The sequence below is a fragment of the Pseudomonas paracarnis genome (assembly GCF_904063055.1).
In the GTDB taxonomy this organism is placed as follows: Bacteria; Pseudomonadota; Gammaproteobacteria; order Pseudomonadales; family Pseudomonadaceae; genus Aquipseudomonas; species Aquipseudomonas paracarnis.
In genome coordinates, this window is sequence record NZ_CAJFCN010000011.1 from 75,572 (window position 1) to 89,460 (window position 13,889).

The 13,889-nt window shown below is 61.5% G+C and carries 14 protein-coding genes; 6 read left to right on the top strand and 8 right to left on the bottom strand.

What is annotated here, in order from left to right:
* Positions 1-255: 255 nt before the first annotated feature.
* Both JMV15_RS21470 and JMV15_RS21475 read left to right on the top strand, forming a co-directional pair.
* Entirely contained in the window at positions 256-1,854 is a 1,599-nt protein-coding gene (locus JMV15_RS21470; RefSeq protein WP_201491913.1) for an ABC transporter permease, read from the top strand.
* Positions 1,851-2,666 carry an ABC transporter ATP-binding protein gene (locus tag JMV15_RS21475; RefSeq protein WP_020302213.1) on the top strand — a complete coding sequence of 272 codons (816 nt, stop codon included), beginning with the start codon at positions 1,851-1,853 and terminating at the stop codon, positions 2,664-2,666. Before JMV15_RS21470 ends, JMV15_RS21475 begins: the two co-directional genes overlap by 4 nt.
* On the opposite strand, the gene JMV15_RS21480 is transcribed toward JMV15_RS21475, so the two are convergent.
* A complete protein-coding gene (locus JMV15_RS21480; RefSeq protein WP_038448451.1) occupies positions 2,653-3,726 on the bottom strand; it encodes a fatty acid desaturase in 1,074 nt (357 codons plus the stop codon). The two genes, JMV15_RS21475 and JMV15_RS21480, sit on opposite strands and share 14 nt — an antisense overlap.
* A 101-nt stretch (positions 3,727-3,827) precedes the next feature.
* On the opposite strand from JMV15_RS21480, the gene JMV15_RS21485 reads away from it, so the two are divergent.
* From JMV15_RS21485 to uraH, 3 genes are all read left to right on the top strand, one after another.
* The gene (locus tag JMV15_RS21485; RefSeq protein WP_019819904.1) at positions 3,828-4,832 is read left to right on the top strand and encodes an AraC family transcriptional regulator; all 1,005 of its coding nucleotides are present in this window, start codon (positions 3,828-3,830) and stop codon (positions 4,830-4,832) included.
* 209 nt (positions 4,833-5,041) lie between these two features.
* Entirely contained in the window at positions 5,042-5,515 is a 474-nt protein-coding gene (locus JMV15_RS21490) for a GlcG/HbpS family heme-binding protein (protein WP_038448449.1), read from the top strand.
* A gap of 27 nt (positions 5,516-5,542) precedes the next feature.
* Positions 5,543-5,953, top strand: coding sequence for a hydroxyisourate hydrolase (uraH, locus tag JMV15_RS21495; RefSeq protein WP_014716425.1), 411 nt, complete (start codon positions 5,543-5,545; stop codon positions 5,951-5,953).
* Here uraH and JMV15_RS21500 read toward each other — a convergent pair.
* On the bottom strand, positions 5,948-6,634 hold the full coding sequence (locus JMV15_RS21500) for a Crp/Fnr family transcriptional regulator (protein ID WP_014716424.1): 687 nt from the start codon (positions 6,632-6,634) through the stop codon (positions 5,948-5,950). The genes uraH and JMV15_RS21500 overlap by 6 nt on opposite strands.
* Positions 6,635-6,717: 83 nt before the next feature.
* Between JMV15_RS21500 and JMV15_RS21505 the strand changes: the two genes are divergently transcribed.
* Positions 6,718-7,242 carry an Mpo1 family 2-hydroxy fatty acid dioxygenase gene (locus JMV15_RS21505; RefSeq protein WP_038448447.1) on the top strand — a complete coding sequence of 175 codons (525 nt, stop codon included), beginning with the start codon at positions 6,718-6,720 and terminating at the stop codon, positions 7,240-7,242.
* A gap of 127 nt (positions 7,243-7,369) precedes the next feature.
* Here JMV15_RS21505 and JMV15_RS21510 read toward each other — a convergent pair whose 3' ends face one another.
* From JMV15_RS21510 to dibA, 6 genes are all read right to left on the bottom strand, one after another.
* Entirely contained in the window at positions 7,370-8,350 is a 981-nt protein-coding gene (locus JMV15_RS21510) for a sulfate/molybdate ABC transporter ATP-binding protein (protein ID WP_014716422.1), read from the bottom strand.
* Between the two features lie 3 nt (positions 8,351-8,353).
* Entirely contained in the window at positions 8,354-9,226 is an 873-nt protein-coding gene (gene cysW, locus JMV15_RS21515) for a sulfate ABC transporter permease subunit CysW (protein WP_014716421.1), read from the bottom strand.
* 13 nt (positions 9,227-9,239) lie between these two features.
* A complete protein-coding gene (gene cysT / locus JMV15_RS21520) occupies positions 9,240-10,058 on the bottom strand; it encodes a sulfate ABC transporter permease subunit CysT (RefSeq protein ID WP_003187564.1) in 819 nt (272 codons plus the stop codon).
* 199 nt (positions 10,059-10,257) lie between these two features.
* Positions 10,258-11,268: a sulfate ABC transporter substrate-binding protein gene (locus JMV15_RS21525; RefSeq protein WP_014716420.1), complete on the bottom strand. Its 1,011-nt coding sequence runs from the start codon at positions 11,266-11,268 to the stop codon at positions 10,258-10,260.
* Positions 11,269-11,332: 64 nt separating this feature from the next.
* The gene (oscA, locus tag JMV15_RS21530) at positions 11,333-11,515 is read right to left on the bottom strand and encodes a sulfur starvation response protein OscA (RefSeq protein WP_003170956.1); all 183 of its coding nucleotides are present in this window, start codon (positions 11,513-11,515) and stop codon (positions 11,333-11,335) included.
* Positions 11,516-11,811: 296 nt separating this feature from the next.
* Positions 11,812-13,728: a phosphodiesterase DibA gene (gene dibA / locus JMV15_RS21535; protein WP_019819917.1), complete on the bottom strand. Its 1,917-nt coding sequence runs from the start codon at positions 13,726-13,728 to the stop codon at positions 11,812-11,814.
* Between the last annotated feature and the right edge of the window lie 161 nt (positions 13,729-13,889).

Sequence of the window (13,889 nt, forward strand, 5' to 3'; positions counted from 1 at the left end):
GTCGCCTGGGGAGCAAAAAGTAGGCATAGACTGAACAAAACTTTAAATACTATAAATTCACAATTTAATAGCATTTAGAAATATGCAAGCTAACCCGCAGCCTCCAGAGGCATATGCATAAACAGCATCGAAAATATTCTTCGAATGCATTGGATGCGTGGCGGCGTGAGGCTTTAAATGACTTTTCTTATCTCACAATCATCTTGATCACGCTTTTGTAAGATCGAAATCACATAACGCATTCGGAGGTCTTCCATGGCCCGGATTTCACTTCTGAGCCTGCCGCTGGCGGCCCCGTCTAAAGGCATCGCGCCGCGCTGGGCGCAGCTGGGCCAGCGTTTATTGCCGTGGCTGCTGCCGCTCACGCTGTTTGCCTTATGGTGGCTGGCCAGCCGCAATCATTGGATGAGCGAGCAGATTCTGCCCACCCCCGCCCTGGTGTGGAACAGCGCGGTGGAGTTGGCCGCTGGCGAGTTATGGAGCCATCTGGCGATCAGCTTGCAGCGCTTGTTCTGGGGCCTGCTGGCCGGTGTCAGTGCCGGCGCGATACTCGGCGCGTCCCTGGGTTTCAGTGCGCGCGCCGAGCGCTTGGTGTTCCCGACGTTCAGCGCGCTGGCGCAAGTGCCGACCCTCGCCTGGATCCCGCTGTTCATGGTGTTTTTCGGCATTGGCGAAACCCTCAAGCTGGTGGTGCTGGTCAAGGCCATCGTGGTGCCCGTGACCCTGCATACCCTGGTGGGCGTGCGCGACGCCCAGCCCAACCTGCGCGAAGCCGCCCGTGTACTGCGCGTGCCTGGCCATTTGCTGATCCGCCGCCTGGTCCTGCCCGCCGCACTGCCTGCGTTCATGGCCGGCGTACGCCTGGCCCTGGCCGCCGGCTGGACCTCCCTGCTGGCCGTGGAGCTGCTGGCCTCCAGCGAAGGCATCGGCTACCTGATGGTGTGGGCGCGCCAGTTGTTCATGCTCGATATCGTCTTCGTGTGCATCGTGGTCATTGGCGTGCTGGGTGTGGTGATGGACCGCGGCATCGGCTGGCTGGATCGCAAGTGGGTGCACTGGCCCCACCCCGCCACCGCACAGATCCGCCGCGGGCCACGCTATGAAGGCTGGCAACGCCTGCAGCCCTGGTTGTTACCCTTGCTGTTGTTGGCGCTGTGGCAGGCCGCGACGCAACAGGGCTGGGTAGACCCGAACATTCTGGTCAGCCCCTGGGCCGTGCTGCAAACCATCCTGGCCGGCGTGCTGGATGGCAGCTTGACCACCGCCCTGGGCAAAAGCCTGGGACGGGCCCTGGGCGGCTTGTTGCTCGGCGGCAGCCTGGGCTTTGCCGTGGGCTTGTGGCTGGGGTTGTCGCGGCGCAGTGAACGACTGCTCGGCCCAACCTTGTCCGCGTTGCGCCAGATTGCCATTTTCGCCTGGGTGCCACTGTTGACCGCCTGGTTCGGCCTGGGTGAGTTGGCCAAGTGGGTGTTTATCGCCCTCGCCGCCTTCTTCCCGTTGTTTATTGCCACCCAGCGCAGCGTGCTCAACCTGTCACCCCAGCTGCGCGAAGCCGCGCAGGTGCTGCGGCTGAACCTCTGGCAACGCCTGCGCCGCCTGGTGCTGCCGGGTGCCGCGTCGGGGATTTTCGCCGGCCTGCGCCTGAGCCTGATCTACGCGTGGATGGGCACCCTCGGCGCCGAATATTTCATGCCCTCCAATGGCGGCATCGGCAGCCTGATGATCGGCGCCCAACAGCTGCTGCGCATGGACCTGATCATGAGCGGCATGCTGCTGGTCGGCCTCACCGGCGCCACCCTCAACCTGTTCGGCCAACGCCTCGAAACCCGCGCCACTCGCTGGAGACACGCATGAACGCACCAATTGTCAGCTTCAACCACGTGGGCAAGTCCTTCGACGTCGATGGCTTCGAACTGGAAGCCATCCGCGAATTCAACCTGGAGGTGGCCGAAGGGGAATTCGTCGCGATTGTCGGCGCCAGCGGTTGCGGCAAGTCCACCCTGCTGCGCCTGCTGGTGGGGCTCGATACGCAGTATCGCGGCGAGATCCAGGTGGATGGTAACGCCGTCAGCGGGATCGGCGGCGAACGCGGTATTGTGTTCCAGGAGCACCGCCTGTTCCCGTGGCTGACCGTGGCGCAAAACATCGGCCTGGGCCTGGTCAACGAGCCGCTGAGCGAAGCCGAACGCACGCGGCGCATCGGTGATTTTATCGAGTTGGTGGGCCTGACTGACTTCACCCGCGCCTACCCCCACCAACTCTCCGGCGGCATGGCGCAACGGGTGGCGATTGCCCGCGGCCTGGTGGCAAGCCCGCGCATCCTGTTGCTGGACGAACCCTTCGGCGCCCTCGACGCGCTGACCCGCCAGCAGATGCAGGATGAACTGTTGGCCATTCGCGCCCGCGCCAGAATCACCACGGTGCTGGTCACCCATGACGTGGAAGAGGCGATTTTCCTCGCCGACCGCGTGGTGGTGATGGAGCCCAGGCCCGGGCGCATCAAGCAAATAGTCGAGATCGCCCTGCCCCATCCACGCCAGCGCAGCAGCTTTGAATTCCACCAACTGCGCGAAGAACTGCTGCACGAACTGATCAGCGATGACCACTACCAACCACCCGTGCGCGAACAGATTCGCGATTTGCCCCTGGCGTTTATTGCCTGCTGAGGTGAGCTAAATCGCTGTGTGCCTGCTCACGTCGTTCGAAGCGGTTGGCGCGGGCAAAGGTGCCCAAATCATTGAAGCGCACCCCCATCTCGGCCATGACCTTGTGCGCCACCTTGGCGGTCATCTGGCGGATGTAGAACGGTTCTTTCACCACAAAGTGATGGATGCCGTGGGTGCTGCCGAAATTGAAGCAGAACGCCTGCAACGGCCACAGCCACCAAGGGTTCAGCACTTGGGTTTGCTGAATCACATTGCCCAGTTCCACATCGCCGTAGTAATGCATGTTGGAGCTGACAAAGTGCAGGCAGAAGGTGCGTAACACGTTCGGGCCGATGATCACCACCGCAGCGATATCGATCACCTGCATCACCTGCAAGGTACCGGCTGACCACTGAATGGGCGCGCCCATCAAACTGGCAATGCCATTGGCGGCATGAAAGCCCAGGAAGACGTACCACGCGCCCCAATGCAGCAAGGCCAGCGGTGCGTACACCAGCAGCACGCGCTTGAGGATGCTGAACCTGTGCGGCCAGGTCTTGGCGCGCAACAGACGGATCAAGGCTGACATCATGTTGTCCCCCACCATCAGCAACCGCGCGATGCCCCAGGGTTCGCCATTGGTGATCGCGCGCTCTTCCATGTCGGCCTCGGTGCCCGAGACCTTGTGATGGTTGAGGTGCAAGTGCCGGCGTATCCATGGGTTGATGGTGCTTGGCCGTGCGAGCCATACCAGGCCCATCATCAGGTTGTGGGGCACGCGTTGCTTGCGAAAGTACATGCTGTGGATCAGGTCGTGTTCCAACTCATGGGTGAGCGAGGCGAAGAAGGCATTGAGCAGCAGACACACCCACCAGGCCATATGACCGCTGATATAGAGCGCTGCCGAGCCGAACATGCCCAGCAGGGCAAAGGCCAGGATGCCTGCGCCCAGTGCGTCCTGATGCAACAACCAGGGGTGCCGCTGGCGCAAGCGCACGCCTTCGGCCATCACGACCTCGCGGATATGCGCCGAACGCTGTTGCGCGTTCAACGGCTGGGGGCTTGCAGAAGTACCGTCCATGCTTCCATTCTCTTGTGAAGTGATGCCTGAATCCTGCACCTAACCCTAGCGCAGGACGCTAGCCGCGCACGCCAATCTGTTGACCACAAGCGCCAATTGCCATGACCGAACCCACTTCCCTCGCCAGCTGGACCCGTGCCCTGCGCAAGCAGCTCGACGCCCTGGGCCTCGACAGCGCCGCGCTGTGCGCCGAAGCCGGGCTGGACCCGCAGCAGATGGACGACCCCAACGCCCGCTATCGGTTGTCGGCCACCACGCGCCTATGGACGCTGGCGGTACAGGCCAGTGGCGACCCGGCGATTGGGCTGCGGGTGTCGCGGTTTGTCAGCCCCACCACCTTTCATGCGCTGGGTTACGCATTGGTGGCCAGCGGCAGCTTGCGCGAGGTGTTCGAGCGCATCGTGCGCTATCACCAGGTGGTCAGTGATGCCCTGGACCTGGAGCTGAGCCGCCACGGCGACATCTACCGTTTTCGCCTGCTCCAACCTCCAGGCAGCCCCGCGCCCGCGCCGGAAGCGATTGATGCCTTTGCGGCGATCTACGTACGCACCTGTCGCAACCGCCTGGGTCGCGACTATGCGCCGTTGGCCGTTTACCTGCGGCGCCCGGAACCCGCCGACCCCGAGCCGTGGCACAGGGTATTTCGCGCGCCGGTATGGTTTGCCGCCGACGAAGACCGCCTGGAATTCGCCGCCAGCGATTTCGACAGCCATCTGGACGACGCCAACCCGGAGCTGGCCGAACACAACGAAACCGTGCTCAAGCGCACCCTCGCCCAACTGCAACCGTTGACCTGGGAACGCAAGGTGCGCGCCGCCATCGAGGCGCAATTGCCAGACGGCGAGCCAAGCGCCGAACGTATTGCCCAAGCGCTGCACTTGAGCTTGCGCAGCTTGCAGCGGCATCTGGCCGATGAAGGCTGTCGATTCGACGCCTTGCTCAATGAGTGCCGGCAAAACCTGGCGTTATTGCACCTGCGTGACCCGCAGTGCTCACTGGCCGAGATCAGCCATTTGCTGGGGTTTGCCGATACCAGCAGTTTCAATCGTGCGTTCAAGCGCTGGACGGGGATGACGCCGGGGCAGTTTCGCGAGGGGTTGCAGTAGGAAGGGCCTCATCGCAGGCAAGCCAGCTCCCACAGGGGAATGGGTTCACATCATGTGGGAGCTGGCTTGTCGGGTCGCCGCATCGCTGCGATGAGGCCGGTACAACCACCACAAACTCCTGAGTTTGATTACAAACCTGTCATCCAATTGTGCGGCTTTTGTCCGCGTCCGCTGGTTACCGTGTTGGCCTGCTTTCTGGAGCCCTCACTATGTACCGCACTGCCTTGTTCCTGAGCCTCGCCGTGGCCACCGTCGTCCAGGCGGCACCACAATTACCACGCCATGCCGAGCTGGATCTGCACACCGCTCGCCAACTGGCCGACGCCAGCCTGGCCCACTGCACCGCGGCGCTGACCGTCCTCGACCGCGGTGGCAACCTGTTGCTGGGCCTGCGCGCTGACGGTGTCGGCCCGCACAACAGCCTCGCCAGCCAACGCAAGGCGTACACGGCGCTGTCGACAAAAACCCCGACCCGGCTGTTTGCCGAACGGGCGCGTAATAACCCCGAGGCCGCCAACCTCAACAGCGTGCCCGAGCTGCTGTTGCTCGGCGGCGGCGTGCCGCTGTTTGCCGATGCCGAACTGGTCGGTGCGCTGGGCATCGCCGGTGCCGGTGGCGCCGCGCAGGATGAAGCCTGCGCCGTACAAGCCGCCGAGCAACTGGGCTTGAAAATCACCCCTTGATTCCACTTCCCTCAAAAGGACTTCGCGATGAAAACCTTGAGCATGACCCTTGCCGCACTGAGCTTGAGTGGCCTGTGCAACCTGGCCCTGGCCGACGGCAACCCCCTGAGCGTGCACGTACTCAACCTGGAAAACGGCCTGCCAAGCGCCGGTGTCAACGTGACCCTGGAACAGCACGTGGGCGATAAATGGCAGTCGCTGTCTGAAGGTGTGACCAACCAGCAAGGCCGCATCGCCGAGCTGTTCCCGGCCAACCGCAGCATGCAGCCGGGCGAGTACCGCGTGGTGTTCAAGACCGGCGATTACTACAAGAAGGCGAACCGCGAGACGTTCTTCCCCGAGGTGCCGGTGATTTTCCAGGTCAAGCAGGCCGACCAGCATTACCACATTCCGCTGCTGCTCAGCCCTTACGGCTTCTCCACCTATCGCGGTTCATAGGCCCGCGGCCAGCCGCAGCCCATTGAGGTCGCGTATCTCGATGGCGCCGTAACTCAAGCCGATAATGCCCTGTTGCTCCAGCGCCTTGAGCAGACTGTTGATGGTCTGGCGCGACAGGCCCAGCATTGCCGCCAGATCCTCCTGGGGCAGTTGCAGCACGCGGCGCGCCTGCTCAACTTCGCCATAGCCTTGGGCGATCATCAGCAGCCGATGGGCCAGGCGCTTTGAAGCGGGCATCAGGCTCATCTGTTCGATATTGATCAACGACAGCCGCAGTTTATGGCTCATCAACAGTGCCATCTCCCGCCAGAACAGCGGATGCTGTTCGAGAATGCCGAGCATCGCCGCCTGCGGCACCTGCAGCAGTCTGCAAGCACCCGTGGCCAAGGCATCGTGGGTGCGCGGCAGGTTGTCGAACAGGCAGATCTCGCCGAACCAGTAGGGCGTTTCCACCAGGCTCAACACCGCTTCCTTGCCTTGGGCACTGACCGCACTGATGCGCACCGTGCCTTCCAGCACCGCATACACGCCGCACGGCGGGTCACCGCGCTTGAACAGGTACTGCCCCGCCGTCAGCACACGCAACCGCGCCGCCCCCAGCAGGCTACGCTGCAAGTCAGGCGGCAAATGGCTGAACCAATGACCGCGAGCCAATTGCGCGTGCCATGTCCCTGTGTCCATGCGAACTCCGAAGATTGTCGCCCAATTGACAGTTAGGCACCGACTGACAGGGCATGATCAAACATCCTACAGGAGGAACAACAATGAAAAGCCTCGTCGACCATCTCAGTCAATACGCCGCGTACCACCGCGACCCACGCAACATCGCCAGCCACTTCATCGGTATTCCGTTGATTGTGGTGGCGGTGGCCGTGCTGCTGTCGCGCCCCGAATGGTCGATGGGCGGGCTGTGGCTATCACCTGCGGTACTGCTGGCGTTGTTTTCGGCGTGGTTTTATCTGCGCCTGGAACTGGCCTTGGGCGTGTTGATGACGGTGCTGATGGGCTTGTCGGTGTGGGCCGGGCATGTGCTGGCGGCGCAAAGCACGGCGGTGTGGCTGAGCAGCGGCGTGGGGATGTTTGTGGTTGGCTGGGTGATTCAGTTCGTCGGGCATTACTACGAAGGCAGGAAGCCTGCGTTTGTGGATGATGTGTCGAGGCTGATCGTAGGGCCGTTGTTTGTGGTGGCGGAGTTGGCGTTTTTGCTGGGGTTGCGGCAGGACCTCAAGCGCCAGATTGAAGAGCGCTCTGGGCCGGTGGCAGTACGCGGGAAAAACGCCACGGTCTAACAAGTACTGAACATCCAATGTGGGAGCCGGGCTTGCCCGCGATGGCGGTGGATCAGTTGGCATAACTGTCGACTGACACACCGCCATCGCGGGCAAGCCCGGCTCCCACAAGGGTTTTGCAGTGTTATTAGGCTTTTTGCCAGACCTTGGGTTTGAAGAACAGGGTCTCGCCCCGCGCCAACCCGGTGAGGCTGTCATGGTCTTTCACCACTTCGGCCTCGATCAACTCGCTTTGGCCTTCGACCTTCAAGGTCACGCGAGTAGTCGCGCCCAACGGCCGAATATCCCGCACTTGCGCCGCATGGTGATCTTCCAGTTCATGGCGTGACAACGACACTTCGTGGGGACGGAACAGCAGGTGCTTGTCTTCGCCCAAATGCAGGCGGTTGGAGTCCCCCAGGAAGTGATAGACAAAGTCGCTGGCCGGGTTTTCGTAGACGTCGCCCGGTGAACCGATCTGCTCGATCACGCCCTTGTTCATCACCACGATACGGTCGGCGACTTCCATGGCCTCTTCCTGGTCGTGGGTCACGAAGACCGAGGTCAGGTTGATGTCCTCGTGCAGGCGCGCCAGCCAGCGGCGCAGTTCTTTACGCACCTTGGCATCAAGGGCGCCGAACGGCTCGTCGAGCAGCAGAACCTTGGGCTCCACCGCCAAGGCGCGGGCCAGGGCGATACGCTGGCGCTGGCCACCGGAAAGTTGTTCCGGGTAGCGGTCGGACAACCAATCGAGCTGCACCATGTTCAGCAGCTCGTGAACCTTGCTCGCGATCTGGCTTTCGGTGGGGCGTTGGTTTTTCGGTTTCATGCGCAGGCCGAAAGCGACGTTGTCGAACACGGTCATGTGGCGAAACAACGCGTAGTGCTGGAATACGAAGCCCACGTTGCGATCACGCACATCGTGGCCGGAAACGTCTTCGCCATGGAACACAATGCTGCCGGCATCCGGAGTTTCCAGGCCGGCAATGATGCGCAGCAACGTGGTCTTGCCGCAGCCGGACGGGCCCAGCAACGCCACCAGCTCGCCACTCTGGATATCCAGGTTGATGCTGTCCAGGGCCTTGAAGGCGTTGAAGTTCTTGCTGACATTACGGACTTCGATCGACATGACTTATTCCTCACCCGCGCTGTTGCGCAGGCGGTTGATTCGGTTCTCGCTCCACTGCTTGAGCAGCAGGATGAAGAGCGCCAGGATCAGCAACAGGCTGGCCACCGCAAACGCGGCAACGTGGTTGTATTCGTTGTAGAGAATCTCGACATGCAGCGGCAGGGTGTTGGTGACGCCGCGAATGTGGCCGGACACCACCGACACCGCGCCGAACTCACCCATGGCCCGCGCCGTACACAGCACCACGCCGTAGATCAGGCCCCACTTGATGTTCGGCACGGTGACATGCCAGAACATCTGCCAGCCATTGGCGCCCAGCAGGCGCGCGGCTTCTTCTTCCTGGGTGCCCTGCTCCTGCATCAGCGGGATCAACTCACGGGCCACGAACGGCACGGTGACGAAGATGGTCGCCAGCACGATGCCCGGCAGGGCGAACACGATCTGGATGTCATGCTCTTGCAGCCACGGCCCGAAGAAGCCCTGGGCGCCGAACATCAACACGTACACCAGGCCGGCGATCACCGGCGAGACCGAGAACGGCAGGTCGATCAGCGTGACCAGGATGCTCTTGCCACGGAACGAGTACTTGCTCACGCACCAGGCGGCGCTGACGCCGAACACCAGGTTGAGCGGCACCGAAATCAGCACGGCGATCACCGTGAGTTTCAGCGCCGACAGCGCGTCGGGTTCAAGGATTGCAGTGAAGAACGTGCCGAGGCCGTTCTTCAAGCCCTGGGACACCACCACCAGCAATGGCAGCAGCAGAAACAGGACGAATACCAGCCAGCCAAGGCCGATCAGGATACGTCGCGAGGTCGCACTGCCACGCCGGGCGGCGTTGGCCGAGGACGCGGCGGAAATAGACGATTGGGACATGTTCCGCGCCTCCTTATGGACGTTCGATGCGCCGCTGCAACAGGTTGATCAGCAGCAGCAAGACAAAGGACACTACCAGCATCAGCACACCAATGGAGGTGGCGCCGCGGTAGTCGTATTGGTCGAGCTTGACCATGATCAGCAATGGCAGGATTTCGGTTTTCATCGGCATGTTGCCAGCGATGAAGATCACCGAACCGTACTCACCCACGCCTCGGGCAAACGCCAGGGCGAAGCCGGTCAGCCAGGCGGGCAACAATGCCGGCACGAGGATATAGCGGAACACCTGCAACGGCTTGGCGCCGAGGCAGGCGGCGGCCTCTTCGATTTCCCGGGGGATATCGGCCAGCACCGGCTGCACCGTGCGCACCACGAAGGGCAACGTGACGAAGGTCAGCGCCAGGGTGATACCCAGGGGGGTGTAGGCGATCTTGAAACCCAGGTCGGCGGCAAACTGGCCGACCAGGCCGTTGGGCGCGTACAGCGCCGTCAGCGCGATACCGGCGACGGCGGTGGGCAGGGCGAACGGCAGGTCGATCATCGCGTCGATGACCTTGCGCCCGGGGAAGGTGTAGCGCACCAGCACCCAGGCCAACAAAGTGCCAATCACACCGTTGATGAGTGCGGCGTACAGCGCGGTACTGAAGCTCAGCTTCAAGGCCGCCAGCACGCGAGGCGCGGAGATGATGTTCCAGAACTGATCCCAGGTGAGTTGAGCGGCGTGTACAAACATCGCCGCCAGGGGGATGAGTACGATCAGGCTGAGGTACACCACGGTGTAGCCCAGCGTCAGCCCGAAGCCGGGTATGACGGGGGAGATACGACGCGACATAAGAGTCCTTGGTTAAAGGGTAGAAACCACTGTAGGAGCGTGCGTTCTGTGGCAGCTGGCTTTTCTGTGGGAGCCGGGCTTGCCCGCGATGCAGGCACCTCGGTGTATCAGCCACACCATGGTGATGCTATCGCAGGCAAGCCAGCTCCCACACCAGCCCAGTCCCTACAGAAAGTCAGGCCCCTACAGGTACTTTGGCTTATTGCGCCGTGTAGATCTGGTCGAACACGCCACCGTCATTGAAGAATTTCGGTTGGGCAGTTTTCCAGCCGCCGAAGTCTTTGTCGATAGTCACCAGGTCCAGTTTCGGGAACTGCTGGGCGTATTTGGCGGCGACTTTTTCATCCCGTGGACGGTAGAAGTTCTTCGCCGCAATCTCCTGGCCCGCCGGGCTGTACAGGTGGTTGAGGTACGCGGTGGCGATCTCGGTGTTGCCCTTTTTCTCGGCGTTCTTGTCCACAACGGCCACAGGCGGTTCCGCCAGGATCGACAGGGAAGGCACGACGATGTCGAACTTGTCGGCGCCGCCGTCTTCCTTCAAGGCCAGGAACGCCTCGTTTTCCCACGCCAGCAGCACGTCACCCTGGCCGTTGTTGACGAAGGTAATGGTAGAACCGCGCGCGCCGGTGTCCAGTATCGGCACGTGCTTGAACAGCTCTTTGACGTATTCCTGGGCCTTGGCTTCGCTGCCGCCAGCCTTGAGGCCGTAGGCCCAGGCGGCGAGGAAGTTCCAGCGTGCACCGCCGGAGGTTTTCGGGTTGGGCGTGATCACCGACACGTCTTTCTTGATCAGGTCGCCCCAGTCCTTGATGCCTTTGGGGTTGCCCTTGCGCACCAGGAACACGATGGTGGAGGTGTATGGGGTGCTGGCGTCCGGCAGGCGGGTCTGCCAGTTCTCCGGCAGGGTCTTGCCCAGCTTGGCGACTTCATCAATGTCACCGGCCAGGGCCAGGGTCACTACGTCGGCGCGCAGGCCGTCAATCACTGCGCGTGCTTGCTTGCCCGAGCCACCGTGGGACTGCTGGATCTTGACGTTGTCGCCGGGGTGGGACTGTTTCCAGAAGCTGGTGAACTCAGCGTTGTAATCCTGGTACAGCTCACGGGTGGGGTCGTACGAGACGTTGAGCAACTCGTAGTCCTTGGCAACGGCGGAACCGGCAAACACGGCACTGGCCAATGCGGCCAAGGCATAACGGCGAATCGACGACATAGAAGCTCCTGAAATTCTTGAGTGTTGGCTTTTCTTGTAATTGCGGGTCTATCGCCGTTCTTGCTCAGCTCGGTTTGTTACCGGGGTTCTGCAGACGGAATTTTTCCTTGCGTTCGATCTGTACCACTTGGGCGTTGTGTACGGTGATTTCCACCGCGCCAAACCGCAGGTCGCGCAGGGCGCTCTGGATTTCACGCAAAATGGCTGCTTCGTCCTGGCCGTCAACGCTACGTAGAGATGCGCTCATGGTCTCGCTCCTGAAAATGAGTAGTGCCTGGCAGTGGCGGCACTGCTTGCGGCGTGAGGGCGATAGTAGATAAGCGCGGATATTCTTAAAAATACTATTTAAGAATGTTTATATAACCAGAAAGAATTTTTTGATAGGGCATGGGGTTGCAAGGGTTTCCACAGAAAAAACGCTCATGCACAGTCGCCGCAGAACCCTGTGGGAGCTGGCTTGCCTGCGAAAGCGGTGGTGCAGTAACACATGCAGCGACTGACACACCGCCTTCGCGGGCAAGCCCGACTCCCACATTGACCGAGTCAGTCCTGGCGGATCAGAGGTGCTCGGGTCCAGTCGATTTCATCAGCCGGCATGGGCCGTCCAAACCAGTACCCCTGGCCCATGTCGCATTCCTGATCCAGTAGGAACCGCGCCTGTTCCACCTGCTCAATTCCTTCGGCGTGCACCTGCATGCCCATGCTTTTGGCCAGGGCGATCACCACGCGCACAATCGCCGCGTCGTCTTCGTCCCACGGCAAGCCCGCCACAAAGCCCTGGTCGATCTTGAGCTTCTGCACCGGCAGACGCTTGAGGCGCAGCAACGAGGAATAGCCGGTGCCAAAGTCGTCGATCGCCAGGCGCAGGCCCAGTTCGCGCAGGCGGTGCAGTTGCTCCAACGCGACTTCCGGGTCGTCCATCACGGCGCTCTCGGTGACTTCCAGCTCCAGGAAGGCCGGGTCCAGCCCAGTGGTGTGCAGCACTTGGGCCACTTGCTCATACAGCTCGCGCCGGGCAAACAGGCGGCTGGAGACATTGATTGCGATAAAGCTCAGCGGCGCGCCGTCGGCCAGCCATTGGCACATCTGGCGGCAGGCCTGGTCCATCACCCACGCATCGATGTCGGCAATCAACCCGGTGCGCTCGGCGATGGGGATGAACTCGCCCGGCGGTACCAGGCCGCGTTCCGGGTGCTGCCAGCGCACCAGTGCTTCAACGCCGACCAAACGGCTGTCGTGCAGGTCGTGCACCGGCTGGTAATACACGCGCAGCTCATGTTGGTCGAGGGCGCGACGCAGCTCGCCGGCGATTTCTACCCGGTGTTGGGCGTGGGCGGTCAGCTCTTCGGTATACAACGCGTAGCCTTCGCGCCCAGCACTCTTGGCCTTGAACAACGCGGAATCGGCGTTGCGCAGCAATTGCTCGGCGCTCAGGGCGTCACTGGGGAACAGGCTGATACCGATACTGGCGCTGATAAACAGCTGGTTGCCGTCAAAAATGAACGGATCCTTCATGGCGTTGAGCATGCGCTGCGCCAAGGCCGCCGCTTGCACCACCTGCGGGCAGCTTTCGGCCAGCACGGCAAACTCGTCGCCTCCCAGGCGCGCCAGGGTAACCCCCGGCCCAAACAGGCCGCTGAGGCGTTCGGCCACCAACTTGAGCAATTGATCGCCAACGTTATGGCCCAGGCTGTCGTTGATGATCTTGAAGTGGTCCAGGTCCATCAACAGCAGGGCGCAGCCACGTTTATGCACCTGCGCGGAGGCCAGGGCCTGCTCGGCGCGATCGGTGAACAGCAGGCGATTGGGCAGGTCGGTGAGCGGGTCATGGTGTGCCAGGTGCGCCAATTCGTGCTCGGAGTTCTTCATGGCGCTGATGTCCGAAAACACCGCCACGTAGTGGCTGACCTGGCCCTGGTCATCGTGAATCACGCGGATGGTTTGCCACTGGGGGTACACCTCGCCGCTTTTACGTCGATTCCAGATTTCGCCGCTCCACTCGCCGGTGCTTTGCAGGGCATGGAACATTTGCTGGTAGAAATGCGCCGAGTGGCGTCCGGACTTGAACAGGCTTGGCCGTTGGCCCATCACGTCGTCGCGCTGGTAGCCGGTGATCTCCATAAACGCGCGGTTGACGTGCACGATCAGCCCCTGGGTATCGGTGACCAGCACCCCTTCGCGGGTGCAATCGAACACCGCAGCGGCCTGACGCAGGCGCTCGCGGTTCTCTTTCAGGGGTTGTTGCAACGCATGGGCACGGGCAAAACGCCAGCCTATCCAGTAAATGAGCAAGGCGCTGAGGCTGACCCACACATAACCGCGCGCTTGCAGCCAGCGTCCCTGCTCCAAGGGTTCATCGATAAAGTTGATTAATAGGTAATGGCTGAGCTGGAGCCAAAGGATGGAAACCAGCAGGTACACCAACCCCGCACGTAGGGCACCTCGGTATGAAAACAGCATATGCTTAGTAATCCTTACTAAATAACCAGAATCGCCCTACAAAGGATCAGGATTATAGAGGAGGAAACACTTTGTAAGTCTTATCTGAAACGGTGACTGGTTTTATCTGCAAAGGAAGTGATAATGCGGGTGCTGTTTTTTTCTTTATCTGAGGGCCATAC